Here is a 25,465-nt window from a genome sequence, read left to right on the forward strand (position 1 = left end):
GAAGTTGCAACTGGAAGATCTCACCGCCGCGCCTGGCACGGCTCCGGAATGAACAGCGTCGCGATCTCTCCGCCGCCTTCACGCGGGGTCAGGCTGAAAGAACCGCCCAGCCGCTCCATCGCCATGGCAACGATGGCGAGGCCGAGGCCGCTGCCGCCCTCCGGCGCCTGTCGGCCGCGATAGAAGCGATCGGTAACGCGCGCCCGGTCCCCCTCGGCGATGCCTGGACCGCGATCGGAAACGGCGCACAGCAGCTGGCCGTCGCTCGACGCGAGCGTCACGTCTACTGTGCCTTTGTCGGGAGAGGCGGTGATCGCGTTCTCGACGAGGTTCCGCAGCGCCGCCACGAAGAGAAACGCGTCTCCACCGAGTCGCGGGACATTCGTCATCTCCGAGTCCGCCACGATGTCGATGCCGCGGGCTGAGGCGGCGGGCTGGAGGTCCTCGACAACCGCTCGGGCGAGGTCGACGACGGACTGTGCCGGTCCGGACTCGTCTGGGACCTCCGTATCGACCCGCGACAGCTCGAGGAGCTGCCGCACCATGCGGTCGGTGCGCTGCACGCTCTGGCCGATCCAATCCAGCGCGCGCGTCCGCGTCTCCTCGTCCGGCGCCATCGCCGCCACCTGCGCCTGCGCGCGAAGACCGGCGAGCGGGGTCTTGAGCTCGTGCGCGGCAAAGACAGTGAAGCTGCGCTCGCGCTCGCGGGCCGCCTCGACGCGCCGGAAGAGGCCGTTGAGGGCGGCGCCCATGGGGCGGATCTCGCGCGGCAGCGGCGCATCGGGCAACGGGCTGAGGTCACTTGCCGGTCGCGCGGCGAGCGCCCGCGCCATCCGTTCGAGCGGCATCAGTCCCCGTCCGACGCTGAGCCAGATCAGCGCCGCCAGCGCCGGCAGGATCAGCAGCGCCGGCAGGATGAGGCCTGTGATGACGTCGGCCACCAACTCGTCGCGCACCTGCATGCTGTCGCCGACCATCACCCGGACGCCCAGCTCGACGTTCGAGACGGCGAAGACGCGCCAGGTCTCGCCATCGACCACGTTGGTGGAAAAACCCTCGCTTTCCCCGGTCAGTCGCTCGCCGGGCGCGCCGCTCGACTGGCCGACGAGCGTGCCGTCGAGCGACCAGATCTGGCAGGAGAGCTGGTGGGAGTAGCCAGTCGCGGCGGTCTCGAACCCCACGGGCGCATCCGTCACGGCAACCGCAGCGCTCGCCACGTCGATGCGGCGGTCCTCGATCAGCGACGACACCATCCTCGCCGCTTCGGCGAGGCGGGCGTCAAGCACGCGCTCCACCTCAGCGCTGGTCGAATGCTGGATCCACAAGACCGCACTTAGCCAGATGGCCCCGGTCGCCACCATCAGGATCAGGAACAGGCGGAGGCGGATCGAGTTCATGGACCCGCCAACCGGTAGCCGGCGCCGCGCACCGTCTCGATGAAGTCCGCCCCGAGCTTGGCGCGCAGCTTATGGACGTGAACCTCGACGGTATTGCTCTCAACACCCTCCTGCCAGCCGTAAAGCCGCTCCTCCAGCGCCGCCTTGTCGAGGATCGCTCCGGGCCGCTCCATCAGAGCGGTCAGGATCACGAACTCGCGTTGCGAGAAAGCCATCTCGGCGCCATCGCGACATCCGCGCATCCGCGCCGGATCGACGACGAGACCGTTCCAGGCGAGCTCGGCCGTTGCCCGGCCCTCGCCGCGGCGGAGGATCGCGCGCAGCCGGGCGCCCAGCTCCTCGAGATCGAAGGGTTTGCCGAGATAGTCGTCAGCACCGGCGTCCAGCCCGGCGATCCGATCCCGCACATCATCGAGCGCGGTCAGCAGCAGGACCGGCAGGCGCGAGCCCTTCGCGCGCAGCTCGCCGAGGATGTCGAGGCCGGAGCCGTCGGGGAGCATCAGGTCGAGCACCACGCCGGCGAAGCCGTCCTGCCCGAGGGCCTCGCGCGCATCGGCGCAGGTGGCGACGTGCTCGGGCGTGAACCCCGAGAGCCGCAGGCCCACGGTCAGCCCGTCGGCCAGCGTCTCGTCGTCCTCTACGATCAGTATCCGCATGGGTTCCGTTCTCCAGCTGCGACTAGGCTGTCGCGGCGCAGCCTTAAGCCTGGCTTAAGCGGCGGCCTGAATCAGGGCCGCATGATGAGTGCAACCTATATCTCCGCCGCGCTGGCCGCCATGCGTCTCGCCGCAGCGTCGCTGATCCTGACGGTGCTCGCGGGTATCGCTGCGGCCCAGGGCTTTCCGACGACCAGCGCCACCGTGGGCGCGCCGATCCCGGCAGACGAGGCGTTCCGGCTGGACGTCACCGTCCGCGAGGACGGCGCGCACCTGCTCGAGTGGGAAATCGCGGAGGGCTACTACCTCTACCGCGACCACCTCGCGGCGGTGGCGGCGGACGGCGCCTCGCTGCCGCTCGACACCGAGCCGGGCGTGGTCAAGGACGATCCCACCTTCGGCGCGATGGAGGTCTACTACGGCGCGGCACAGGCGGAACTCCCCGCCGCTGCTGGGCCGGTCGAAATCACCTACCAGGGCTGCCAGGACGACGGCATCTGCTATCCACCGCAGACCGTAACGCTGGCCGCGGCCGACGGTGCCGCGCCGGCTTCCGAGGCCTCCTCGCCGGTTGCGGCTCCAGCGACGAGCGCGGCCGGGGTGACGCTGGCGGACGATGCCGGGCTGCTCGACGGGCTGAGCGCGCGGGGCGGTCCGGCGCTGGTGCTCGGCGCCTTCCTCGTTTTCGGGCTGCTGCTGGCGTTCACCCCGTGCGTGTTCCCGATGTTCCCGATCCTTGCGGGCATTCTCGCCGGCCAGGGCGGGACGCTGACAGCGCGACGGGGTGCGGCGCTGTCGCTGGCCTATGTGCTGGCGATGGCGTCGGCCTTCGGGCTCCTCGGCGTGGCGGCAGCGTGGTCGGGGGCGAACCTGCAGCTCGTGCTGCAATCGCCGGCGGCGGTTATGGTCGTCGCCGCGATCTTCGTGGCGCTGGCGCTATCGATGTTCGGGCTATTCGAGCTGAACCTGCCCGCGTCGTGGACCGCGCGCATCTCCGGGCTCGGCGGGCGCGGCGGCACGCTGGGCGGCGCGGCGGCGCTCGGCTTCACCTCGGCGCTGATCGTCGGGCCTTGTGTCACCGCGCCACTCGCGGGCGCGCTCCTCTACATCGCGCAGAGCGGGGACGTGGCGCTCGGCGCGGCGGCGCTCTTTGCGATGGGACTGGGACATGGCGTGCCGCTGCTGCTGGTCGGCATCTTCGGGGCGCGCATCCTGCCGCGCGCGGGGGGCTGGATGGAGGGGGCGAAGCGCGTCTTCGGCTTCGTCTTCCTCGCGCTCGCGATCTGGCTCCTGTCGCGCCTGATCCCTGGGCAGGCGACGCTGGCGCTCTGGGCGGCGCTCCTCGTCGCGGCGGGCGTCTTCCTCGGCGCCCTCGACCTCCTGCCGAAAGATGCCGACGTCGGGCCGCGCGCGGGCAGGACCGCGGGCATTCTAGCCCTGCTCGCCGGCGGGATCATGGCGCTCGGCGCGGCATCCGGCGGCGACGACCCGCTGCGGCCGCTCGCGGGGCTGACACGCGCACCGGACGACGACGACGGCGGAGAGACGGTCTTCGCGCAGGCCACCTCGTCCGAGACGCTGGCGGCAAGCCTCGCCTCGGCGCAGGGGCCGGCGATGGTCTACGTCACCGCCGACTGGTGCGTGACCTGCCGTGTCATCGACCGCCGCGTCCTGCCCGATGTAGGTGTCCGCGCCGCGCTCGACCCGCTGACGCTGATCAAGGCCGATGTCAGCGACTTCGGGCCCGAGGGCCAGGCGATGCTCAAAGAGCTGGGTGCGGTCGGGCCGCCGACGATGATCTTCCTCGACGGCGGCCGCGCCGAGGTGCCCGGCACCCGGCTCGTCGGCACCCCGGGCACGGACGACCTGATCCGTTCGGCGGAGGCGCTGCGATGAACGCCATCGCCATCGGACCGCTCGTCTTCTCGGCCGAACGTTTGGCGGCGATCGTCGGCATCGGCTTGTTTCTCGTCGCGGCCGAGGTCTGGGGTCTCTGGCGCGGGCGACGCGCGCATATCGCGTCCTGGGCCTTCGCGGCGGTCGCGGTCGGGATCCTCTCGGCTCGACTGGGCTTCGTGCTGGCGAACCTCGAGAGCTACCGGCAGACGCCCCTCGACGTCTTCGCCGTCTGGCAGGGCGGGTTCGCCTCGCAGATCGGTGTCTACGGATTCGTTGCCGTGGTGATCGTGTCGCTTCTCCGCGGCGCGGCGGTCGCCAGACCGCTCGTGGTGTCGGCACTCGTCGGAGCGCTCGGCTTCCAGGCGGTAGAGATCGTATCCAGCGCCGAGAGGCTGGGGCGCCTGCCGGAAGCCCGCTTCGCCGACCTCTCCGGCACCCCGGTCACACCGGCAGACCGCAACGGAAAGCCGCTCGTCCTGAACCTTTGGGCCAGCTGGTGCCCGCCCTGCGTGCGCGAGATGCCGATGATGGTCGAGGTCGCCGGCGAATCCGACGCGGTCGACATCCTCTTCGCCAACCAGGGCGAGACGCCTGAGCGCATTCGCCGCTTTCTCGAGGTGACGCGCCTCGACGGGGATCGCATCCTCCTCGATCCGCAGAGCGCGCTGATGGAGAAGTTCGGCACCGTGGGCTTGCCCGCCACCCTCTTCTTCGACGCCGAGGGCCGTGTTCAGGCGGTCCATGTCGGCGAGATCTCCCGCGCCGAACTCACCGCGCGGATGCAGGACCTGCAACAGAACCAGCAACTCACAGGAGACGAGACATGACCCTGACGCGACGCAGCATCCTCGGAGGCGCCGCGGCGTTCGGCGCTGGCGGTCTGGCCGTAACCGCTCTCCCGCTTCTCGGCAGCGGCGGCGAGTCGCGGGACAGCCTCGGTGTCGAGGACGTCCTCTATGACATCGACGGGCCGGTGCAGGGCAATCCCGAGGGCGACGTGACCATCGTCGAGTACTTCGATTACCAGTGCCCCTACTGCAAGATGAACCACCCGATGCTCCTCGACCTCGTGGCAAGGGACGGGAATCTGCGGCTGGTCATGAAGGACTGGCCGATCTTCGGCGCGCCCTCGGTCCAGGCAAGCCAGCTCGCCCTCGGCGCCGTCGAGCTCGGAGACTATGAGGCCGCGCACAACGCGCTGATGGCGACGGAAGGCAGACTCTCGAACGCGCTGATCGAGGAGACGCTCGAGGCCGCCGGCGTCGATCCCGCCGCCGCCGAGGAAGCGTACAAGGCGAACCGCGACCGCTGGGATCGCTTCATGACGCGCAACTCTAAGCAGGCTGCGGTCTTTGGCCTTCGAGGCACCCCCGCCTTCATCATCGGCACGCGCATCTACGCGGGCGCGCTTGATGGGCGCGCACTTTCCACCGCCGTCTCACAGGCACGATCCACGTAAGCCAGGATCGCCTCGAAAGTCGGCACCCGAACTCGGATCAGATGGAGCCATCTCATGCTTACCCGTCGCACCTTCGTTTCGGTCGGAGCGGTTGCCGCCCTGTCGGCCTGCGTCCGCCCCGATATGGAACCTGTGAACAGAGCGGCGACGGTCGCCCCGCCTCCTGAACTGCCCGCATTGCCCGACTTCTATGGTCCGATTCTCGATGAGCCGTATCCGGTTCCGGCTGTCGAGGAAGGCGTCCTCAGCCCGGAATACTGGCGGCAGGAGGTATCGAACCCCTGGCCGGACAAACGGCGGGGGACCATCGTCGTGGATCCCGACGCCGCACTGCTGCACTTCGTCGAGAACCCCGAGACCGCCACCCGCTACGGCGTCAGTGTCGGTGCGGCCGGGTTCGACTGGGAGGGGACGGCCCGGTTGCAGTTCTGCCGCTCCTGGCCGCGCTGGAAGGTACCGCAATCCATGATCGAGCGACAGCCGGAACTCGAGCCGTATTCCGTCGCCAATGGCGGGATGGATCCGGGCCCAGATAACCCGATGGGTGCCCGAGCCCTGTACCTGTTCCAGAACGGTGTCGATACCCTCTACCGGGTTCATGGCAACGCTTCCGCCCGTGAGCTTGGAAAGGCTGTGTCCTCCGGCTGCATCCGGATGCTGGATCAGGACGTGATACATCTTCACGAGAAGGCCGTTCACGGGGCAGATGTGATCGTGCTTCCGTCTTTGAAACCCGAACACCTGAGCTCGCTGTATTGAACACGAACAGTCCGGGATACTCACCGCCGGGTTCCGGCGCAGGAGTCGCGCATTTGAGCAGTTTGCGAGTATATAAAGACGCCCGAACCCAGAGAAGGTTCGACCGCAGTCCCGTCCCCTCCGCCACCCGAACGCCAGCGAAATCTAACCTTCTCTGCCAGACGCGACGGTGCGTTCGGAGGGTTAACGCAACCTTAACTCCAATCTGATACTGCTTTCGGGGAACGATGCGGAGGAACCGATGCGGCACGAAAGCAAGTTTGCGGCCTGGATCAGGTCAGGCGGCAACAGCGTCTTCGTCTTGCCGCTTGGTCCGGTTCAGGCACCGGAAGTCAAGTTCTCGGTGGTCCCGGACCGACTGCTGGACAGCATCATCGACGATGCGTTGGCCGAAGGCGTTGCCCGGCTGAACGGTTTTCTCCCCGAGGGTTTCAGCATTGATATCACGTCGGTCGACCTGACTACGATCAGAGATCAACTTCGCACTTCTGTCGCGGACCAGCTGAACGAAACGAGTGTTCCAGTCAATCCCAACGATCCGGTCATCAATGCGATCCTCGCGCGATATACTGAGGCGTTGAACGGTCATTGTCAAAGAGATGCGCTTCAGCTCGAAACCTACACCTGGCGCAGTCAGGGCGATGACCGTGTTCGGGCTGCACACAGGGAGAACAACGGTCAGATCTTCGCGTGGTCCTCTCCGCCCCCTGGCGGTCATCCTGGCCAGGATTGGAACTGCCGCTGCATCGCCGAACCAGTCATCGATCCGCAGGAGATTCCTGAAGGCGCGGTTTGCGACATCCTGACGGGAGACAGGTTGTCGGAAGTATTTCCGGACGCTCCCGCTGACAGGCTTCTGGCGATCGCGCGCGAGCTCGACCTTCGGATCGTATCCGGCGGCCTGGATCGCCGGGAACGCCTGATCCACTTCCTCGCACAGATGCGCCAAGAGGCAGGCCCCAACATGCGCCTCGAAGAAAATCTCAACTACAATCCACGGGGTCTTAAAAGCACGTTCAGCTACTTCAGAAACAACCTCAGGACGCCGAGCGTTATGGCCGGACAGATGCACAACCAGCAGATCGCGTGTCGATTGCCAACCTCGCTTACGCCAATCGAAACGGCAATGGAGATGCCGCAAGCGGGGACGGATGGGCATTTCGCGGTCGCGGCTTGTTTCTACTGACGGGTCGTGCCAACTATCGGGCGTTCACGCAGTGGCATCTTACGGTTTTTGGCGAGAGCATCGATTTTGAAGCCGAACCGGGCCTGGCCGCGGACCCGGTTTACGCTGTCAGATCGGCTGTCTTCTTCTGGCTTGATCATGGTCTGCATCGTCTCGCAGACGAGGGACTGACCGATCAAGTCACGGACTCGATAACGAGGCGAATAAATCGTCATACAAGGACTTATGAGGAGCGACAGGCCATCATGAGAGTTCTCCGGGATGGCGGCCAGTTCAATGGGATTTGTCGATTCTCGGTTGCCCGTCCGCGATTTGAGGACGCCGAATGAGCAGGCAATCGGTTCTTTCGCTGTTTCTGTTACTGTCCACCGGGAGCGCTTCGGCGCAGGAGTTGAGCTACTTTCAGACATTGTATGATGAAACGAGTGTCGCGACCCAAGCACTGACCATTCGGCTCGCCCCGGTGGATCAGGACATTCGCTTTTCGGTGACGCTACGCAATAACGAAACGGGTTTCGAGCGCCGACATGAATTCGATGCCTCTGTTCCAGAAATGCCAACGCCATTTCAGTTCGAGCAAAGACGCATTTGCGACATCCATGCCATCCTGCTGACGGTCGATTACCCTTGGCGCCACCATTGGCCACAAGTTGCGAGGATCCTGGACACCTTCGCCTTTCGTGCGACCGATCTTGCCTTCATCGATGTGGTGGAGGGTGCCTTGACCGACATTGCTTTGCTCGACAGCTCTGAAATTGCAGCGGAAGACATGGCTATGCAACCGTCGATCCTCGTTGAATGCATCTCGAACGAGAGCGGGAGCCCCTTTAGATTTCAATTAAAAACAAATAATTAGGGTGTCGCGTAGGTGGGGAAGGTTCGACGGCAGGCCCACCCTCTCCGCCACTTGCCCCCGCGAAAACTTTCTCTGAGCGTCTCGGAACCTTGGAGAAGACCAATGATGCCCAACGCCAGATGCTGGAAGCAGCAGCTCGCCGCCCTCGCGACCGCGACGAGCTTGCTGAGCGGCTGCGCGATGGTCGGTTCTGACGAGCTGGGGTCAGTCTCCTGTCCGCCCGCTGTCGAATACAGCCGCGAGGTCCAGACGCGGGCAGCCGAGGAACTCGAGCTCCTGCCAGAGCGGTCGGCCGTCGCCGAGATGATCGCCGACTACAGCGTAATGCGGGATCAGGCGCGCGCTTGCACTCGTCCCTGACGGCTATGGACTGGCTGCTCGGAACTCAGGCTGCGCCATAGCTGGAGAAAACTTCGGTCGACCCACTGCGCCGGATCAGGAACACCTCGTACGCCTCGCGCTCGGCTTCCGGGCCCATGCCGGGCGACCCGTAGGGCATCCCGGGCACGGCGAGACCGATGGCGTCCGGGCGTTCCTCCAGCAGCCGCCGGATATCGGCGGGCGGAACATGACCTTCGATCATGTAGCCCGCGATCCTGCCTGTGTGGCACGAGGCCATTTCCTGCGGGATGCCGTTGTCGAGCTTGTAGCGGGCGAGCAGCGTCCCCATGCTCTCCTCGACCGTCACATCGAACCCGTCGGCCCGCACAATCTCGACCCAGGCCGAGCAACATCCGCAGTTGGGATCCTTGAGGACGTGGAGCGCAGACCTTGCGATGGCCATTGCGGGGACAGCACCGGCAACCGAGGCAGCGCATGCGCCCAGCACGAAGCCTCGTCGGGAAAGTATCAGTTGCATTTCTTCCTCCGTTTCTCAGACGTTCTCTGCAGCGCTGCGGGTCATGTGTTTCCGACGTTCTTGCCTGTCTATCGCAGAGAGCCAATCCGTGCCATGCGGCAGCATTTCCCAGTTCCTCATCATCGACCGACGTCAGCCATCGGAGCCCGGAAGCGCTTCAGTCTCAGCGCATTGCCCAACACGAACACGCTCGACATCGCCATGGCACCGGCCGCCAGGACCGGCGACAGGAGCCACCCGAAGGCGGGATAGAGCGCCCCGGCTGCAACCGGGATGAGCGCAGTGTTGTAGGCGAAGGCCCAGAACAGATTCTGCCGGATGTTCCGGATCGTCGCCTTTGACAACGCGATCGCATTAGGAACGCCCTTGAGGCTGCCCGACATCAGGACCACATCGGCGGCCTCGATGGCGATGTCGGTGCCGGTGCCGATGGCGATACCGACATCCGCCTCGGCCAATGCGGGCGCGTCGTTGATGCCGTCCCCGACATAGGCAAGCCCACCATGTTGGTGCTTCAGCGCCCTGACGGCCTCCACCTTGCCGTCCGGCAGCACCTCGGCCACGACCTCGTCGATCCCGAGCTGTCGTGCGATGGCTTGCGCCGTGCGCCGGTTGTCACCAGTAATCATCGCCACCTTCAGTCCGAGTTCGTGCAGGGCTCGGATGGCCTCCGGCGTGGATGGCTTGATCGGATCGGCGACAGCGATGATCGCGGCAAGCTCGCCGTCGACGGCGGCGTAGAGTGGCGACTTGCCCTCGTCGGCCAGTCGCGCGGCGATTGTCGCGAATTCACCGACATCGAGCCCGAGCTTCTCCATGAAACGATCGGCGCCGATCTCGACGCGGCGTCCGCCGACATCAGCGCTGACCCCATAGCCCGTCACGCTGTCGAACCGGGCCAAATCGGACAGCTTCAGCCCGTCTGCCTCGGCGGCTTCGACGATGGCGCGCGCGATCGGATGCTCCGATTTCACCTCGACGGAGGCGACCAGTGCCAGAACATCGTTACGGGCATGACCGCCGGTGGTCTCAAGGTCGGTGAGGGTGGGCTTGCCTTCGGTTAGCGTCCCGGTCTTGTCGAGCGCGACCACGCGGGCGTCCTTGAGCGACTGCAGCGCTTCGCCCTTGCGGAACAGCACACCCATCTCCGCGCCGCGCCCGGTTCCGACCATGATCGACGTGGGTGTCGCGAGGCCCATCGCGCAGGGGCACGCGATGATCAGCACGGCGACGGCATTGACGAGCGCGAAGGTGGTCGCAGGCTCCGGGCCGAAGATCGCCCAGACAAGGAAAGTGAGCGCGGCCGCCGCCATGACGGCAGGCACGAACCACAGCGTCACGCGATCAACGAGCGCCTGGATGGGAAGCTTGGAACCCTGAGCCTCCTCGACCATACGGATGATCTGCGCGAGCATGGTGTCGGCGCCGACCGCGGTTGCGCGGAAGGTGAGTGCGCCGGTCTGGTTGACGGTTCCACCCACCACGGTCGCGCCAGCCTGCTTCTCGACCGGCACCGGCTCTCCGGTGATCATGGCTTCGTCGACGAAGGACACGCCCTCGACGACCTCGCCGTCCACGGCGATCCGCTCCCCGGGTCGGGCATCGACAAGGTCGCCTGTCACGACGTCGCCAAGCGCCACCTCGACAACCTTGTCATCGCGGCGGACGCGGGCCGTCTTCGGCTGGAGACCGACAAGGCGCTTGATCGCTTCCGAGGTCCTGCCCTTGGCCCGAGCCTCCAGATAGCGGCCGAGAAGGATCAGCGTGATGATGACGGCAGCCGCCTCGAAGTAGACGTTCACCGTTCCTGCGGGCAAAATCTGCGGCGCGAATGTCGCGACGACCGAGTAGGTCCAGGCGGCCAGCGTGCCGACCGCGACCAGCGAATTCATGTCCGGCGCGCCCCTGATGAGCGCCGGCAGGCCGATCCGGTAAAACCGCAGGCCCGGCCAGAACAGCACCACTGTCGTCAGAACGAACTGCAGGTACCAGCTTTCGCGCATGCCGATGGTGGTCATGACGAGGTCATGGACGGCCGGGATCAGGTGCGAGCCCATCTCCAGCACGAACACCGGCAGCGTCAGGATGGCCGCGATGGCAACGTCGTGACCCAAGGCCGCTTGCTCCGCCTGCTTGCGGGACGCCTGCGTCTCGTCGTCTTCGTTTCCGCTTACCGTCCGCGCCTCATACCCCGCAGAGGCGACTGCAGCGACAAGATCGCGATCCGCGACAGTGCCGGACGTCGAAAGCGAAGCACGTTCGGTCGCAAGGTTCACGGTGGCGGATGCGACGCCCGGAACTGCGAGCAGCGCCTTTTCCACACGCGCGACGCAGGACGCGCAGGTCATGCCATCGATGGCGAGCGTGATCGCGCGACCTGGAACCTCGTAGCCTGCGTCTTCGATCGCCCGAACCAGCCTGGCCTGATCGACAGGCTGGACCAACGTTATATCGGCACGCTCGGTGGCGAGGTTGACCGTCGCCTTTCCCACGCCTTCAACGCGGTTCAAGGCCTTCTCGACTCGCCCGACGCAGGAAGCACAGGTCATCCCGATGACCGGTAGCGAGACAGTGGCCTGTCTTGGTGTCAGGTTGGAAGCGATCTCGGCGCTTCCTTTCGCTTGGACGTTCATTGTCAACTCCATTGGCGAGTGCCGTTGGAACTCTTCTGCTCTTTCCAGTCACTGGAAGGTCAACACCCGATTTCGTGCTGATGTCGCCCTTGACCTTCCACCAACTGGAAGCCCCATCTTGTAGAAAGCGAGGAAGCAGAACCCTTCAGGAGAGTGCCATGCAGTTCCAGATCGACAACATGACGTGCGGCGGCTGCGCCAAGGGCGTCACCAAGGCGATCCACTCGGTCGACCCGCAGGCAAAGGTCGACGTCGATTTGCCCCAGAAGCGGGTGACCGTGGAATCGGGCGTCGATCGATCTGCTGTTGCAGCCGTGCTCGAGGACGCCGGGTTCTCGCCTCGCCCTGCGGCATGACGCTCGGCCAATAGTTGGAAGCAGCACCAAGAGGAGCGCGCTCACTTGGAGCGGGTTTTAACTGCTGAGCTAGCGTCTTCCCTGGTGGATCACTACTGATGAAAAAATCAGCGCGGATTTGCAACATGGCAATGGCAGCGGTACTGGCGCTGGCATTCGCCTTCATCTGGCCGCCTGCCAGCTTTGGCTCCCCATTATCCTATGATCACGCGGCGCAAGCGGAAGCCCATACTCACCAGGCTCATGCCAAACGGGGCGACCAGCACAGCCTTCTCACCGTTCAGATGGAGGCTGACTGCGATGCTGCGGCAGCAGGCTGTTGCATGATGGCTCATTGCTGTCCGGGGATTTCAGTCGGAGCGCATGAAATCACGACCGTTACGGCCAGCGACGAGACGACGGCTGCGACGCCGGTGCCGGGCTTGGGAAGCGACCCTGGGGTGATCCTCCCCCCTCCGCGACGCCTGTGACTCTGATCGCTCGACCAATCATACATTCAGGAGAACTCAAGATGACAATCGCAAAGACGATCCTCGCCGCGGCTATCGCTGCAACCGCGTCCTCAGCGCCCGTCATGGCGCAGGACGCGGAATTCCAGCTCCCCGAGCAGTGCACGACAGCGGCTGCCTCGGGTGGTATGGATCACTCGGCCATGGGACATGGCGGCATGCACGGCAATCAGGGCGGCGGCATGAACGCGGGCATGATGGAAATGATGGGTATGGGAGGCATGGACCTCGAATCCATGCCCGAGCATGTCCAGGAGAACATGCGCAAGATGATGATCACCATGCCGGCCATGCACGAAGGCATGATGATGGGGGATGCCGACGTGGCCTTCGCCTGTGGAATGATCGCCCACCATCAGGGCGCCATCGACATGGCTGAGGTTTTGCTCGAGCACGGCGACGATCCGCAGATGCGCGCGCTTGCCGAAGAGATCATCGCGGCGCAGGGCCCCGAGATCGAGCGGATGACCACCTGGCTGGCTGAGAACGCCAACTGAGACCACAGTGGCCGCGCGGTGCAGACCGCGCGGCCACTTCTGTCCGCTCACCTCGAATTCACTTGAGCTTCCAGCGACTGGAACCCCTATGTTGGCGGAAGAAGCTACGGAGATGCCGCCATGAACATCGGAGCAGCCGCCAGGCAATCGGGCCTGCCGCCCAAGACGATCCGCTACTACGAGGACATCGGTCTGCTGACCGCCGACCGGGCTGCCAACGGGTATCGCGACTATTCCAACGAGGACGTCCACCGGCTGCGCTTCGTCCAGCGGTCCCGCAGCCTCGGGTTTTCGGTCGAGGAATGTCGGCAGCTGCTCTCCCTCTATACCGACCGCGACCGCGCCAGCGCGGATGTGAAGGCGATCGCCACCGAGAAGCTTGGCGAGATCGACCGCAAGATCGCGGAACTGACCGGGTTGCGGGAGATGCTCGGCCATCTTGTCGAGAATTGTCACGGCGACGCCCGCCCGGACTGCCCGATCATCGACGGGCTGGCGGGAAAGACGCGCGACCACTAGCACTCAGGAGATCGGAACGGTGACGGGCGGCGGCATGATGTGGGGAATGGGGCTGTGGGGCGCCGTGGTCGCCAGTCTCGTGGTGCTCGTCATGGCGGCACTGGTCAAATACGTCGTTTTTCGCTGATGGCAGAGTCGTGGCGCAGACGGGGGCACAGGATGCCGGCCAAACCGCTCTTGCCCGGTCGGCATCTGTTGCCTGCATTCTCCCTGATGATCGGGCTCATGCCGCTTCCGGCTGCGGCGTTCCTCCACGCTTCCGAGACGGACACCGACTCCGGCCGCGCGCTTTACGTCGAGCATTGCGCGGCCTGCCACGGCGTCGATCTCGAGGGACAGCCTGACTGGCGCAGCCCCGACGCCAACGGCTTCTATCCGGCGCCGCCACATGACAAGACGGGCCACACCTGGCATCACGATGACGCCATGCTCATCGACTACATCACCCGAGGCGGTCAGGCCGTTCTGGACGACATGGGCGTGACCTTCACGTCCGGCATGCCGGGCTTCGGCTCCGTGCTGGACCAAGGCGAGATCGAAGCCATTCTGGACTACATCAAGTCAACGTGGCCCGAACACATTCGCGACACGCAGGCGCAGCGGTCCAACGCGGCCGCAGATTGACGATCTCCCGACACCCGTTACACCTTCCGAAAGAGCCCGAAATGGAACCGCTGTACGCTGCCCCACGGCGTGCGGTGTTCGTGGCTCAGCGATCGGACGAGCTGGTATCCGCTGCCCAGCCGTTCGGAAAGCAGGGCCCCGTCATAGCCAGCGACCGGCAAACCGCTGCACGAGGCCGGACCATCTGGCGCGAATGTCCCGATGATGGCGTGGCCGCTGGCGACAAGGGCCCGATCCATGACACGCAGATAGGCGTCCTGATCGGACGCCTCGGTCAGGAAGTGGAACGCGGCCCGATCATGCCAGAGGTCGAAGCGGCCGGAGGGCTGCCAGTGCAGGACGTTCGCCGCCACCCACTCAACCGGCGCATCTAGCAAAAGCCGCGCGCGCGCCATGCGCAAGGCGGTTTCGGAGAGATCGAGAACCGTTATCCGGCGGAACCCTTGCTCCAGAAGGCAGTCCACCAGCCTCGATGAGCCGGCACCGACATCTACGATGGCCGCATCCTTGCCCGCGCCGGTCTCGGCGATGAGCTCGAGCGATACCTGCGGACGGTCCTCGAACCAGCTTGTCTCAGCCTCCTCCTTGCTCCGGTAGACGCCTTCCCAGCGGTTCGGTGTTTCGGCCATCGTCAATCCCTCACAACTCGACGTGGGTGATCACCGAACCCCTGCCATGACGCTCAGCCCGCTTCGCAACCGTAGAAGCCGCGGTAGCCCACGCTGAGGCCCTGATCGAGCTCGAACACCAGCTCCGCGTTCTGGCGCCAGTCGGCCTCGTCGCCAAGCGGCCGCACGGCCACCGTAGTGCCGGGCGCCGAGAACGTCGCCGCACCCTCCTGCGGATCGCCCTGCGCCTCCAGACCGACAAGGACACCGTTCAATTTCATCGCAGCCGCACCGCCTTCGCTCGCCCAGAGGATCGGGTCGGATTCCGGGCTGCGGTTGAAGGTGCAGGGAGCGGCGGTCCCAAGCACACGCTCGGCCTCGGCCTCGGGCATCGGTGCGAGATCGAGCGTGCTGATGAGGGTGTTGGCCAGCGCATCCTCGACGTTGCCCGGCTCGGCCGGCGGATCCTGATAGATGCTGTCCACCCCATTTCCTTCTGAGATGTCGGCGATCAGGTAGCGCATCTCCGCAATCTCGCGCCGCTGCGCCTCGATGATCTCGTCGGCGAGGTGGCGGACGCGCGGGTCGCGAATCTGCGCTCGTTCGGAGGTCATGATCGCAATCGAGTGGTGCGGGATCATTGCCCGCATGTAACTCGGGCCGGAAATCGTGACCTGGCTGCGGACCAGCCAGAGCGACAGGGCAAAGACGATGATCGCGCCGCCGAAGATCGCGATGTTCAGCGCCTTGTTCGAATACATGCCGAGCATGTAGGCGAGCATGATGACAGCCATCGTCGCCCCCATCATGATCGCCATGTAGGTGCGTGTCTCCGAGAAGAAGACGTGCTCCCAAGCATAGGTGTTAAGGTACATAAGGATGAACATCACGACGGTGGAAGTGAGGATCATCAGGCCGAAGCGGACGTAGGACATGTCGAGAGTTCCTGCTCGTTCTGCGATCTGCCTGAGGGCAACAGGCAACCGTATCTGCCAACGCAGAATTCGATGGGCGCCCGGACACGCAGCCCAATACCCCATGGGGGTATGTTTCAACACGCGCTGGCCTCCAAGGTTCCGAGGAACCCTTCCCGACCAAGGCCGGTTCTTTCGTATCGCAGGAAGCGATCAGCCCGTCATGAAAGATCGAAAGCAAGCAGCCATCCAACGACTGGCGCGTCTCAAAGGACAGGTGCGGGGGATTGTCCGCATGATTGAAGAAGGTCGCTACTGCATCGACATTCTCAATCAATCCCTGGCGATCCGGGCGGCCCTTTCGCAGGTCGAAATACTAACTCTGCAGGATCACGCGGATGACTGCGTGGACGATGCGATCCGCTCCCAAGATCCCGACGAGCAGCGTCGCAAGTTCAAGGAACTGGTGGAGGTTTTCGAGAAGGTCTGCCGGTAGCTCCGATCTGAGAGTAAAACATATTTTATATCAATAGGTTGGCTGAAGAAGGTCGGATATCAGGCCCATCCCCTCCGCCACATACCCTCGCGAAAGCGTTCTCCCGATCCGGCTGCGGCCGGATTTTTCCGTTGTTTTCGAGGGTTATGCGGGAGGGGCCGAGGACTGGCCCTGTCGCCGGGAGACCCGAAAAGCGGTCTTTCAGAGCTGATATTCTCTGGGCCTGCTGCCTGCGTCGATCCAGTGAATTTCTCACAACACATCGAAATTGCGTTGTTTTTTCGTGTGCCCAGCTGAAACACTTGCAGTCCGGTGACCTACTCCTGATGGACCAGAAATCGAATTCTTGCTGTGCTCAGGTCATACGCTTGCGCACATTGAGCAGCAGCGAACCCGAACCGCAGGCGAAGTCCATCACGCTGGCGAGGTGCCTCCGCTCGCCAATCTAAGGTTCCTGACTGTCGAGAGGGACGATCTCAGAGAGGATGGCGCAAGATCATCAGCGGCGCCTCACAGGCCGATCACGTTGGGAACGCCGCTTTGGCGGTCTATTCCGGGACCAACAAGTGTGCGGTGCGAGAGATCACCGTCAGAGACTACGCGCCGGGGATCGTGAACACGCTGATGATGCAGAGGGTCGCGCAGAATGGCGCCGGCAATGCTGGTGAATCTTTCGACTGGGGCATGGAGCGGTCCGCCAAGAACGTCACGGTCAAGCGCATGTCCGAAGCCAGCGAAGTCACGGCAGTTTTCTTGCTGTCCCCTCCGACTACGTCACCGGCCAGTCCATCGTCGACGACGGCTCCCGCCTTCTCACCGTCCCCATTCGGGCCCCGAGCGTCTCCGGGCAGAACAGGAACACTGACCGCGGTTGCCTCCTGCAACCTGCGGTGATAGCGCTAACCGAAGACCGGGGCAGCGCCGCGCCCCTCCAGAGGGAAAAGGTAGCGCCGTGGACCTGTTCGGCATATTCATTTCATTGATCCTTCTCATGTATCTCGCCTATCGCGGGATAAACGTCCTCATTCTTGCGCCCATCCTGTCGCTTCTCGCCGTCGCTATGGCGGGAGGACTGCCGATCATGGCGACGTATACTCAGGTCTTCATGAGGTCGCTTGGCAATTACGTCGTCCAGTTCTTTCCATTGTTCATGCTGGGCGCGATCTTCGGCAAGCTGATGGCCGACAGCGGCTCTGCCCGCGCCATCGCCGAATGGGGCGTCAACCGCCTCGGCGCCGAACAATCCATCCTCGCCATCGTCCTGAGCTGCGGCATCCTGACCTACGGCGGCGTATCGCTATTCGTTGTCGCCTTCGCGGTCTACCCCATCGCCAACGCGCTCTTTCGTCGCGCGGACGTCCCCAAGCGCCTCATCCCCGCCGCTATTGCCTTGGGATCGTTCACCTTCACCATGACAGCCCTGCCCGGGACGCCCGCGATACAGAACGCCATCCCGGCGCCCTTCTTCGGCACCGACGCCTTCGCCGCGCCGCTTCTCGGCCTCATCGCGGGCCTCATCATGGCCGGCGGAGGCGTGCTCTGGCTCAACTGGCGCCGTGCCCGCCTCGCCGCCGCCGGCGAGGGCTACGGCGACCACCCCGTCACCGAGCAGAAGGCCGCCGATGTCGAGCTTCCCTCCGTCGCCGTCGCGCTCGCCCCGGCAATGCTCGTCATCGCGCTGAACGCCCTGTTCACCTACATCGTCATTCCGAACCTTGACAACACCTACCTGGCCCAACCGGAATACGGCGCGACCGACGTCAGCGCCGTGCGCGGCGTCTGGGCCATCATAGGCGCGCTGGTGGCATCCATCGCGCTCCTGCTCGCGCTGCACTGGCGACGATATCGCAACGTGCTCGAGAGTGTGAATCAGGGCACCTACGGCGCGCTCCTGCCGATCTTCAACACTGCGTCCGAGGTCGGCTATGGCGCTGTAATCGCCTCCCTTCCCGCGTTCGCGCTGATCCGCGACGCCGTGCTGAACATCGCGCCGGGCAACCCGCTGATCTCCGTTGCCGTGGCCACCAACGTATTGGCGGGTGTTACGGGCTCAGCCTCGGGGGGCATGTCAATCGCGCTGCAGACCCTCGGCGAACAGTTCCGCCAACTTGCTGAGACCAGCGGCGTCAGCCTGGAGCTGATGCACCGCGTCACCGCACTGGCTTCCGGCGGATTCGACGCCCTGCCGCACAACGGCGCGGTCATTACCCTGCTCGGCATCTGCGGGTTGACGCACCGGCAATCCTATCCCGACATCTTTGTCGTGGCCGTCGCTATCCCCGTGCTCGCGACGATCGTCGTGATCACGCTCGGCAGCCTCGCGCTATAGGGTCGGGTCTTCGCCGCCTTCTGGACGCCTGGATCGGAAATTGAAGGCGCGGGTGGCGATCTGCCTGAGTGTCTGTCGCACCCGGGCCGTTCCGGCCGGGCGCCGACGTCTGCGCCCGGGTGGCTCTACCCTCCCGACAGTGCCCGCAGCCTGTGGATCAGCGACGATGTGTCGTGGCGCCCGCCGCCGAGCGCCTGCACGTCCTTGTAGAACTGATCCACCAGCGCCGTGACCGGCAGGGGGGCGCCGATTTCCTCGGCGGTGTCGAGGCAGATCGCGAGGTCCTTGCGCATCCAGTCCACGGCAAAGCCGAAATCGAACCGCCCCTCCAGCATGGTTTCGTGCCGGTTCGCCATCTGCCATGACCCTGCCGCGCCCTGGCTGATGACCTCGACCACCGCACGACCGTCAAGCCCCGCCTTCTCGCCAAAGCGCAGCGCCTCCGAGAGGCCCTGCATGAGGCCCGCGATACAGATCTGGTTCATCATCTTCGCGAGCTGCCCTGCCCCGCTTTCGCCCAGCCGCCGACAGATGCGGGCATAGGCGGCGATCACCGGTTCGGCCCGGGCATAGTCGGACTCGCTGCCCCCGCACATGACCGACAGGACGCCGTTCTCGGCCCCTGCCTGCCCGCCCGAGACCGGCGCATCGACATAGCCGAACCCCCGGTCGGCGGCCACGGCCGCCAGTTCGCGCGTCACGCGGGCGGAAACGGTGGTATGATCGACAAAGACCGCCCCCTCGGACATTCCGGCAAACGCGCCCTGCTCGCCAAGGCAGATGTTGCGCAGATCGTCGTCATTGCCGACGCAGGCCATCACGAACTGCGCGCCCTGGGCCGCCGCCGCCGGGCTTTCGGCCGATGTGCCGCCATGTGCGGCCACCCAATCCGCCGCCTTGGCCGCCGTCCGGTTGTAGACCACCACCTCATGGCCCGCGCGCACCAGATGCCCCGCCATCGGAAAGCCCATCACCCCCAGCCCGAGAAAAGCCACCTTAGCCATGTCCGTCCGCCCCCTGCACCGATTGCATCCTGTCTGCTTTGTCTCTAACTACCGGCTGCGTCTCTGCCGTCAACTGCGGGTCCGTCATGGTCGTCCTGTTCCGCTGGCTTTTGCGCCTTTTCCTTGGCCTCGCGGTGCTTGGCGGCCTTTCGCTGACCGTGGTCTATTACTTCGCCACGCGCTCGATCCCCGACTATTCCGCAACGCATCGGGTCAGCGGCATCTCGGCCGAGGTCGAGATCGTCCGCGATAACGCGAATGTGCCCCATATATTCGGCGCCGCGGACGAGGATGTCTTTTTCGGCCTCGGCTATGCCCATGCGCAGGACCGGCTGTGGCAGATGACGCTGATGCGGCGGACGGTGCAGGGCCGCCTGTCAGAGATTTTCGGCGCGCGGACGCTGCGCACGGATGAGCTGATGCGGCGGCTCGACCTTTACACCCTGTCGGTGCGGTCGCTGGAGGCGCAGGACGCGCCCACCCGCGCGGCGCTCGAGGCCTATTCCCGGGGCGTGAACGCCTGGATCGCCGAGGTCAACGAACAGGCCTTGGGACGCGGCGCGCCCGAGTTCTTTCTCTTTTCCAACGAGATCGCCTTCTGGCAGCCGGCGGATTCCATCGCGCTCATCAAGCTTCTGGGGGTGCAGCTTTCGGGGCATCTGGGCGAAGAGGTCATCCGCGCGCGTCTGTCGCTTGTGCTGCCCCCGGAACGGTTGCGTGACATCCTGCCCGACGATCCCTCGACGCCGGTCGCCTCGCTGCCCCGGTTCGGTGCGCTCTTTCCCGATGTGGCGCCGTCCTATGCGACGATCCGGATGCCCGGCGACAGCCTCTCGCCCTTTCCGGAACCGGGACTTGCGGGGGCGTCGAATGCCTGGGCTGCGGCCAGCGGCCGGTCGGCGGCGGGCGGAACGCTGCTGGCCAACGACCCGCATCTGGGCTTTTCGGCCCCCACGGTCTGGTATCTGGCGCGGCTGGACCTGGCCTCGGGCGGGGTGATCGGCGCGACGATCCCGGGCATACCGCTGGTTCTTGCGGGGCGGTCCGACCGGCTGGGATGGGCGGTCACATCGTCTTATCTGGACGATCAGGACCTGTTCATCGAACGCCTGAACCCCGACAACCCCGAGGAATACGAGACCCCCCAAGGCTGGGCCCAGTTCGAGACGCGCCGCACCATCATCCGCGTGGCCGAGGAACAGCCCCGCACCTTTACCCTGCGCTGGACGGAAAACGGCCCCGTCCTGCCGGGTTATCACTACGATATCGGCTCGATCACGCCGCAGGGCCATGTGGCAAGCCTAGCCTGGACGCTGCTCAGCCCTGCCGACACCTCGATGACGGCGGCGATGCGCCTGATGCAGGCACAGTCGGTCGATGAGGCGCTGGAGGCCGCGCCCCTCTTCATCGCGCCGTCGCAGAACCTGACACTGGTCGACCGAGACCGGATCGCGATGCAGATGGTCGGCGCGATGCCCGCCCGCAACGCCGCGCACCAGACGCAGGGGCGCATCCCGAGCCCCGGCTGGATCGCGACGAACCGCTGGCAGGGCACCTTTCCGTTCTCGGTCAACCCGGCCTTCACGGACCCGGACACCTCGCTTCTGGGCAATACCAACAACAAGATCATCGACCGGCCCTTCCCCGAACATGTGAGCTTTGTCTGGGGCGACACGCAGCGGATACAGCGCTGGCTGCGGCTGATGCAGATGCGCGAGGTCCATACCCGCGACAGCTTCATCGAGGCGCAGCTCGACACGGTCAGCAACACCGCGCGCACGCTTTTGCCGCTGGTCGGGGGCGATCTGTGGTTCACGGGCGAAGCCGCGCCCGAGGGCACGCCCGAACGCCGTCGTCAGCGGGCGCTGGCCCTGCTGGCCGAATGGAACGGCGAGATGAACGAACATCTGCCCGAACCGCTGATCTATTCCGCCTGGATGCGCGCCCTTCAGGACCGGCTGATCCGCGACGATCTGGGTCCCCTTGCCGATCAGTTCGGCCGGGTGGAGCCGGTCTTTATCGAGCGGGTCTATCGCAACACGGGCGGGGCGGCCGCCTGGTGCAACATCATCCAGTCCTCGGCCCAGGAAACCTGCACCGACATCGCCCGGATCGCGCTGGACGATGCGCTGGTCCGCCTCTCGGAAACCTATGGCAACAACATCGAAAGCTGGCGCTGGGGCGATGCGCATCAGGCCACGCATGACCACCCGGTTCTGGGCGATGTGCGGGTGCTGCGGCATTTCGTGAACATCCGGCAATCCACCAGCGGCGACGGTGACACGCTGATGCGCGGCGCGCTGGCGGCACAGGGGCCGAACCCGTTCTTCAACGTGCATGGCGCGGGCTATCGCGGGGTCTATGACTTCGGCGATCCGGACAGCTCGGTCTTCATCATCGCGACGGGGCAATCGGGGCATCCGCTCAGCCGGCATTACGACGATCTGGGCGATCTGTGGCGGCGCGGCGAATACATCCCGATGTCGCTCGACCCGGATCTGGCGCGTGCGGCGGCGGTCGGGCTCACCCGCCTGATACCGCTGGAATAATCGGGAACCATCGGCATCTGCCTGCGTTAGACCCACGAAACCAAGCAGGAGTGCTGAAGATGCTTTACCGACTCTTCCCGGTGCTTATCGTTCTGGGCCTTGCCGCCTGCAACACGGTCGAAGGTGCGGGCGCGGACCTTTCAGCCGCAGGCACCGCCGTCCAGCAAGAGGCGCGCGCGGCCCAGTAAGGGCAGCGACGGCAAAGGAAAGGCGGGCGAAAGGCCCGCTTTTTCATTTGGAGGATGCGCAGGTGAGCAAGGACCAAGAGGACGAAACCGGCGGAGAGATTTCCAAGGTCCTCGACAACCTCGATGAGGCCGGGGATGACGAGACCGTTTCCGTCGGTCAGGTGGTCGAGGGGATGGGCGACCGCTCGCTTGCGCCATTGTTGCTGGTGCCCGCGCTTATCATGGTCTCGCCGATATCGAGCATTCCCGGCACGCCGACCATATCCGCCCTTATCATCGCGCTGATCGTGGTGCAGATGCTGATAGGGAAAAAGGGGCTGTGGCTTCCGGCCTTCATCCGCAACCGCAAGGTGTCGTCCGAGCGGATGCACAAGGCGGTCGAGTTCCTGCGCAAGCCCATCGGCTGGATCGAGCCGATCCTGAAAGAGCGCCTGACCTTTCTGACCGTCCGCCCCGGCAGCTGGGTCGCGCTGATCACCTGCCTGCTGATCACCTTCACCATGCCGCTGATGGAGGTCGTGCCTATGATGGCCTCGATCGCCGCGACGGCCATCTCGTTCTTTGCCGCAGGGCTTCTGGTGCGGGACGGGGTTCTTGTGCTTATCGGATATTGCGTCGTCGGGATCGGGGTGGCGGTGGCGAGCTATTTCCTCTGACCGCCCAGAGTCTGACGGGCCAGAAAGTCCAGCAGACGCCGTTCGTCGCTCGCCAGTCCGCGCGGCACGCCGGGGGCACGGGGCGGCAGGATCGCAAGCAGATCCTCGGGCGAGAGTTCGACCAGCGTCAGGATATCCGGGTGGATATAGGACTTGCGGCAGATCGCCGGGGTATTGTGCAGCCGTTCTGCCGCGGCCTCGGTCAGCGCCTTCACCGTCAGCCGTTCCCCCGCCCGGGACATCGCCGCCGCCGCCCGCAGGGCCGAGACGCTGCCCGCCCAGGTGCGGAAGGTCTTGGCCGTCGCATCTATGCCCCCGGCCGCGTCCGCCAGCCAGTCGTTCACCTGACCCGATGTGACGGGATGGGCGCCGCCCTCATCATCCATCCAGGTAAAGAGGTTCTTGCCCGGAAGATCGTCGATTTCCTGCAGCACCTTGTGCAGGCGCTTGTCGCGCAGGCTGCGCTGCACACGCTTGCCGCCCTTGGCACGGAACGACAGGCGCACGGTCCCGTCCCTGGCCAGCCGCACATGCCGCGCCAGCAGCGTCGTCGCCCCATAGGTGCCGCTGGCGGTGGTGTGGCGCCGGCTGCCGATCCGCAGATGCGCGCGGTCCAGCAACAGGATCAGCGCGGCGATGGCGAATTCGGGACTGCCCGGTTCGGCCCTCAGATCCCGCTCCATGCGGCGCCGGATGCGCGGCAGCGCCAGCCCGAATTCCGGCAGCTGCGAGAACTTGACGCCGCTGCGCCACTCGCTCCAATCCGGGTGATAGCGGTATTGCTTGCGCCCGCGCGCGTCGATCCCCGTGGCCTGAATATGTCCGTTCGGATCGGCGCAGATCCAGACATCCTGCCAGGCCGGCGGCACGGCGAGCGACAGGACACGCGCGCGCGTCTCCGCGCAGCTAAGCGGTTTGCCATCGGCGTCGGTATAGGCAAAGCCCTTGCCGCAGCGCCTGCGGCGGATGCCGGGCATGTCGTCGCTTGAATGGACAAGGCGCGGCCGCACAAGCGCCGGACTTACGGGCGCCGGACGCACGGGTTCTGCGGCGGCGGGTCTGGGGCTGTGAAGGGTCATGAAACATCCTTTGGGGCGTGTGGGGAAACCACTCAGGCCATTCCCCGGTTCCAGCACCCCCGCAGAAGTGACCTGCAGAAACGAAAAGCCCCGCCAGTCTGGCGGGGCGATCCGTTTCGGCACGAGAAGGTGTTATTCGGCGGCCTGATTGACGCCGCCGGTCGCGATCTCGGTCATCGTGTCATCGCCGCTATAGGAATGATCCAGACATTCCTGCAGCGCCGCCGCATCGTCCGACAGATCCAGACGGCTTGCATAGGCGACAAGGCAGCCATAGCCCGCAATCGCGTAATGCACCATCCGCTGATACTGGGCGATAATCATCGCGTCGCGGGTGTCGTCGCTGCCATATTCCTCTTCCAACGCGTGGGACCGGGCCTCGCGCACCAGCCCTTCCATACCCTTGCAATGTTCGCCACTGGGGTCGGCGTCATGACCACGGATGATCTTGTCGAGGGTGTCGATACCGTTCTGGATACCTTCGACCCCGGCCTTCAGCGCCTTTTTCAGGTCGCGATCCTTGGCCGCCTCGGCGAGTTCGCCCGTCACCTCCAGCGCCTGCTTGTTCGCGCTGTAGATGTCCTGAAGCTGGTCGATATAGAGATCCTTGAGCGAGTTGATTGCCATGATGGCCTCCGTTGTTCGGTGTCGCATCCCAACGCGGGGCCTGCGGGCGTTGTTCCCCGAACCTGTCCGCTCAGCGGCCGTGGATGACGCCCACGATCGCATAGGCGGCGACCCCGAGCGCAAAGGCCCAGAACCGGCTTTTCGTGCCCGAAGGAAGTTCCTGCTTGAGGATGTTGAGGATCATCCCCCCTGCGAGGAAGGCAAAGAGAAACCCAGCCACCCCGCCCGCGCCCGGCAGTGCGACCCCAAGCGCCCAGCCGCCAATGGTGGCAACCGACAGCACCCAGCGGCCGTGGCGCTGATAGGGCCCGTCATAGCGGTTCATGAAATGGTGATCATTGGCAAAGAAATGCAGCGCCAGCGCCCCGCCATAAGCCAGGATCTCGCCCGGACCGTTCGCGGGACGCTCGGCCAGTACGAACCCGACAATAGCGTTATAGACGCCAAACCCCGCCATATGCACCCAGAAGCCCCGGTGGCGCAGCGGACCCATGTCCGGACCCTCGTCCCGCGTCACGGCCTCGATCCCGTAATAGGCGGCAAGCCCCAGAAGCGCGGTCAGGAACACCTCGCGCTCGCGCATTGTCAGGGGCGCGTCAGGCGTAAGCTGGGCCTGATGCGCGGCCAGTTCCGGCAGCACGAAGACAAAGACATAGCCGCAGCCCACGCCCCCCGCCAGCGAACGCCAGGCCTCGGTCGTGATCCAGCGTTCGGGGCGCAGGCTGGAGGCCGAGATATGGGCCGCGACCAGCACCACCACGACGACAAGGCTGAGGAACAGGGCCTCGGTCTCGGTCACGGGCGGC

The 25,465-nt window shown here is 65.2% G+C and carries 27 protein-coding genes; 17 read left to right on the plus strand and 10 right to left on the minus strand.

Going from position 1 to position 25,465, the window contains the following annotated elements; all coding sequences use genetic code 11:
* Positions 1-20 precede the first annotated feature (20 nt).
* A complete protein-coding gene (locus ACFSGJ_RS07560) occupies positions 21-1,397 on the minus strand; it encodes an ATP-binding protein (RefSeq protein WP_390260385.1) in 1,377 nt (458 codons plus the stop codon).
* Positions 1,394-2,053: a response regulator gene (locus ACFSGJ_RS07565; protein WP_390260386.1), complete on the minus strand. Its 660-nt coding sequence runs from the start codon at positions 2,051-2,053 to the stop codon at positions 1,394-1,396. The genes ACFSGJ_RS07560 and ACFSGJ_RS07565 overlap by 4 nt, the downstream gene beginning before the upstream one ends.
* Positions 2,054-2,134: 81 nt before the next feature.
* On the opposite strand from ACFSGJ_RS07565, the gene dsbD reads away from it, so the two are divergent.
* The 7 genes from dsbD to ACFSGJ_RS07600 all read left to right on the plus strand — a co-directional run bounded on the left by dsbD (position 2,135) and on the right by ACFSGJ_RS07600 (position 8,572).
* Positions 2,135-3,949, plus strand: a complete 1,815-nt coding sequence (dsbD, locus tag ACFSGJ_RS07570; RefSeq protein ID WP_390260387.1) for a protein-disulfide reductase DsbD — start codon at positions 2,135-2,137, stop codon at positions 3,947-3,949.
* Positions 3,946-4,779 carry a prolipoprotein diacylglyceryl transferase family protein gene (locus ACFSGJ_RS07575; protein WP_390260388.1) on the plus strand — a complete coding sequence of 278 codons (834 nt, stop codon included), beginning with the start codon at positions 3,946-3,948 and terminating at the stop codon, positions 4,777-4,779. Before dsbD ends, ACFSGJ_RS07575 begins: the two co-directional genes overlap by 4 nt.
* Positions 4,776-5,411: a DsbA family protein gene (locus tag ACFSGJ_RS07580; protein WP_390260389.1), complete on the plus strand. Its 636-nt coding sequence runs from the start codon at positions 4,776-4,778 to the stop codon at positions 5,409-5,411. Before ACFSGJ_RS07575 ends, ACFSGJ_RS07580 begins: the two co-directional genes overlap by 4 nt.
* A 54-nt stretch (positions 5,412-5,465) precedes the next feature.
* The gene (locus ACFSGJ_RS07585) at positions 5,466-6,170 is read left to right on the plus strand and encodes a L,D-transpeptidase (protein ID WP_390260390.1); all 705 of its coding nucleotides are present in this window, start codon (positions 5,466-5,468) and stop codon (positions 6,168-6,170) included.
* Between the two features lie 241 nt (positions 6,171-6,411).
* Positions 6,412-7,356, plus strand: a complete 945-nt coding sequence (locus ACFSGJ_RS07590; RefSeq protein ID WP_390260391.1) for a phage minor head protein — start codon at positions 6,412-6,414, stop codon at positions 7,354-7,356.
* Between the two features lie 325 nt (positions 7,357-7,681).
* A complete protein-coding gene (locus tag ACFSGJ_RS07595; RefSeq protein WP_390260392.1) occupies positions 7,682-8,212 on the plus strand; it encodes a hypothetical protein in 531 nt (176 codons plus the stop codon).
* Positions 8,213-8,314: 102 nt separating this feature from the next.
* Complete coding sequence (locus ACFSGJ_RS07600; protein ID WP_390260394.1) at positions 8,315-8,572, plus strand: hypothetical protein; 258 nt, start codon at positions 8,315-8,317, stop codon at positions 8,570-8,572.
* Positions 8,573-8,597: 25 nt separating this feature from the next.
* Here ACFSGJ_RS07600 and ACFSGJ_RS07605 read toward each other — a convergent pair whose 3' ends face one another.
* Entirely contained in the window at positions 8,598-9,071 is a 474-nt protein-coding gene (locus tag ACFSGJ_RS07605; RefSeq protein ID WP_390260395.1) for a DUF411 domain-containing protein, read from the minus strand.
* Positions 9,072-9,190: 119 nt separating this feature from the next.
* On the minus strand, positions 9,191-11,704 hold the full coding sequence (locus ACFSGJ_RS07610) for a heavy metal translocating P-type ATPase (RefSeq protein ID WP_390260396.1): 2,514 nt from the start codon (positions 11,702-11,704) through the stop codon (positions 9,191-9,193).
* A gap of 158 nt (positions 11,705-11,862) precedes the next feature.
* On the opposite strand from ACFSGJ_RS07610, the gene ACFSGJ_RS07615 reads away from it, so the two are divergent.
* The 5 genes from ACFSGJ_RS07615 (at position 11,863) to ACFSGJ_RS07635 (ending at position 14,209) form a co-directional block, all read left to right on the plus strand.
* Complete coding sequence (locus ACFSGJ_RS07615) at positions 11,863-12,060, plus strand: heavy-metal-associated domain-containing protein (protein WP_390260398.1); 198 nt, start codon at positions 11,863-11,865, stop codon at positions 12,058-12,060.
* A gap of 98 nt (positions 12,061-12,158) precedes the next feature.
* Positions 12,159-12,530 carry a hypothetical protein gene (locus ACFSGJ_RS07620; protein WP_390260400.1) on the plus strand — a complete coding sequence of 124 codons (372 nt, stop codon included), beginning with the start codon at positions 12,159-12,161 and terminating at the stop codon, positions 12,528-12,530.
* Between the two features lie 41 nt (positions 12,531-12,571).
* Positions 12,572-13,066, plus strand: a complete 495-nt coding sequence (copM, locus tag ACFSGJ_RS07625) for a CopM family metallochaperone (RefSeq protein WP_390260402.1) — start codon at positions 12,572-12,574, stop codon at positions 13,064-13,066.
* Between the two features lie 120 nt (positions 13,067-13,186).
* The gene (cueR, locus tag ACFSGJ_RS07630) at positions 13,187-13,585 is read left to right on the plus strand and encodes a Cu(I)-responsive transcriptional regulator (RefSeq protein WP_043869430.1); all 399 of its coding nucleotides are present in this window, start codon (positions 13,187-13,189) and stop codon (positions 13,583-13,585) included.
* Between the two features lie 159 nt (positions 13,586-13,744).
* Entirely contained in the window at positions 13,745-14,209 is a 465-nt protein-coding gene (locus tag ACFSGJ_RS07635) for a c-type cytochrome (RefSeq protein ID WP_390260405.1), read from the plus strand.
* Positions 14,210-14,226: 17 nt separating this feature from the next.
* Here ACFSGJ_RS07635 and ACFSGJ_RS07640 read toward each other — a convergent pair whose 3' ends face one another.
* Together ACFSGJ_RS07640 and ACFSGJ_RS07645 are read right to left on the minus strand one after the other, a co-directional pair.
* A complete protein-coding gene (locus ACFSGJ_RS07640; protein WP_390260407.1) occupies positions 14,227-14,838 on the minus strand; it encodes a class I SAM-dependent methyltransferase in 612 nt (203 codons plus the stop codon).
* 53 nt (positions 14,839-14,891) lie between these two features.
* On the minus strand, positions 14,892-15,752 hold the full coding sequence (locus ACFSGJ_RS07645) for a DUF305 domain-containing protein (RefSeq protein WP_390260409.1): 861 nt from the start codon (positions 15,750-15,752) through the stop codon (positions 14,892-14,894).
* A 202-nt stretch (positions 15,753-15,954) separates the two neighbouring features.
* Here ACFSGJ_RS07645 and ACFSGJ_RS07650 point away from each other — a divergent pair, with 202 nt between their 5' ends.
* Entirely contained in the window at positions 15,955-16,227 is a 273-nt protein-coding gene (locus ACFSGJ_RS07650; protein ID WP_390260411.1) for a metal-sensitive transcriptional regulator, read from the plus strand.
* 952 nt (positions 16,228-17,179) lie between these two features.
* Positions 17,180-18,556: a GntP family permease gene (locus tag ACFSGJ_RS07655; protein ID WP_390260413.1), complete on the plus strand. Its 1,377-nt coding sequence runs from the start codon at positions 17,180-17,182 to the stop codon at positions 18,554-18,556.
* Between the two features lie 125 nt (positions 18,557-18,681).
* On the opposite strand, the gene ACFSGJ_RS07660 is transcribed toward ACFSGJ_RS07655, so the two are convergent.
* The gene (locus tag ACFSGJ_RS07660; RefSeq protein WP_390260415.1) at positions 18,682-19,560 is read right to left on the minus strand and encodes an NAD(P)-dependent oxidoreductase; all 879 of its coding nucleotides are present in this window, start codon (positions 19,558-19,560) and stop codon (positions 18,682-18,684) included.
* A gap of 86 nt (positions 19,561-19,646) precedes the next feature.
* Here ACFSGJ_RS07660 and ACFSGJ_RS07665 point away from each other — a divergent pair, with 86 nt between their 5' ends.
* From ACFSGJ_RS07665 to ACFSGJ_RS07675, 3 genes are all read left to right on the plus strand, one after another.
* Positions 19,647-22,109 (plus strand): penicillin acylase family protein, encoded by a 2,463-nt coding sequence (locus tag ACFSGJ_RS07665; RefSeq protein WP_390260417.1) that lies wholly within the window; start codon positions 19,647-19,649, stop codon positions 22,107-22,109.
* Between the two features lie 59 nt (positions 22,110-22,168).
* Positions 22,169-22,297, plus strand: a complete 129-nt coding sequence (locus tag ACFSGJ_RS07670; RefSeq protein WP_390260420.1) for an entericidin EcnAB — start codon at positions 22,169-22,171, stop codon at positions 22,295-22,297.
* 62 nt (positions 22,298-22,359) lie between these two features.
* Positions 22,360-22,953 carry an exopolysaccharide biosynthesis protein gene (locus ACFSGJ_RS07675; RefSeq protein WP_390260422.1) on the plus strand — a complete coding sequence of 198 codons (594 nt, stop codon included), beginning with the start codon at positions 22,360-22,362 and terminating at the stop codon, positions 22,951-22,953.
* Here the strand turns inward: ACFSGJ_RS07675 and ACFSGJ_RS07680 are convergent.
* The 3 genes from ACFSGJ_RS07680 to ACFSGJ_RS07690 form a co-directional block, all read right to left on the minus strand.
* Positions 22,941-24,032 (minus strand): DNA topoisomerase IB, encoded by a 1,092-nt coding sequence (locus ACFSGJ_RS07680; RefSeq protein WP_390260424.1) that lies wholly within the window; start codon positions 24,030-24,032, stop codon positions 22,941-22,943. The two genes, ACFSGJ_RS07675 and ACFSGJ_RS07680, sit on opposite strands and share 13 nt — an antisense overlap.
* A 132-nt stretch (positions 24,033-24,164) precedes the next feature.
* The gene (locus ACFSGJ_RS07685) at positions 24,165-24,659 is read right to left on the minus strand and encodes a ferritin-like domain-containing protein (protein WP_390260426.1); all 495 of its coding nucleotides are present in this window, start codon (positions 24,657-24,659) and stop codon (positions 24,165-24,167) included.
* Between the two features lie 70 nt (positions 24,660-24,729).
* A complete protein-coding gene (locus ACFSGJ_RS07690; protein ID WP_390260428.1) occupies positions 24,730-25,458 on the minus strand; it encodes a hypothetical protein in 729 nt (242 codons plus the stop codon).
* Positions 25,459-25,465 lie beyond the last annotated feature (7 nt).

This window comes from Halodurantibacterium flavum (genome assembly GCF_042681825.1).
In the GTDB taxonomy this organism is placed as follows: Bacteria; Pseudomonadota; Alphaproteobacteria; order Rhodobacterales; family Rhodobacteraceae; genus Halodurantibacterium; species Halodurantibacterium flavum.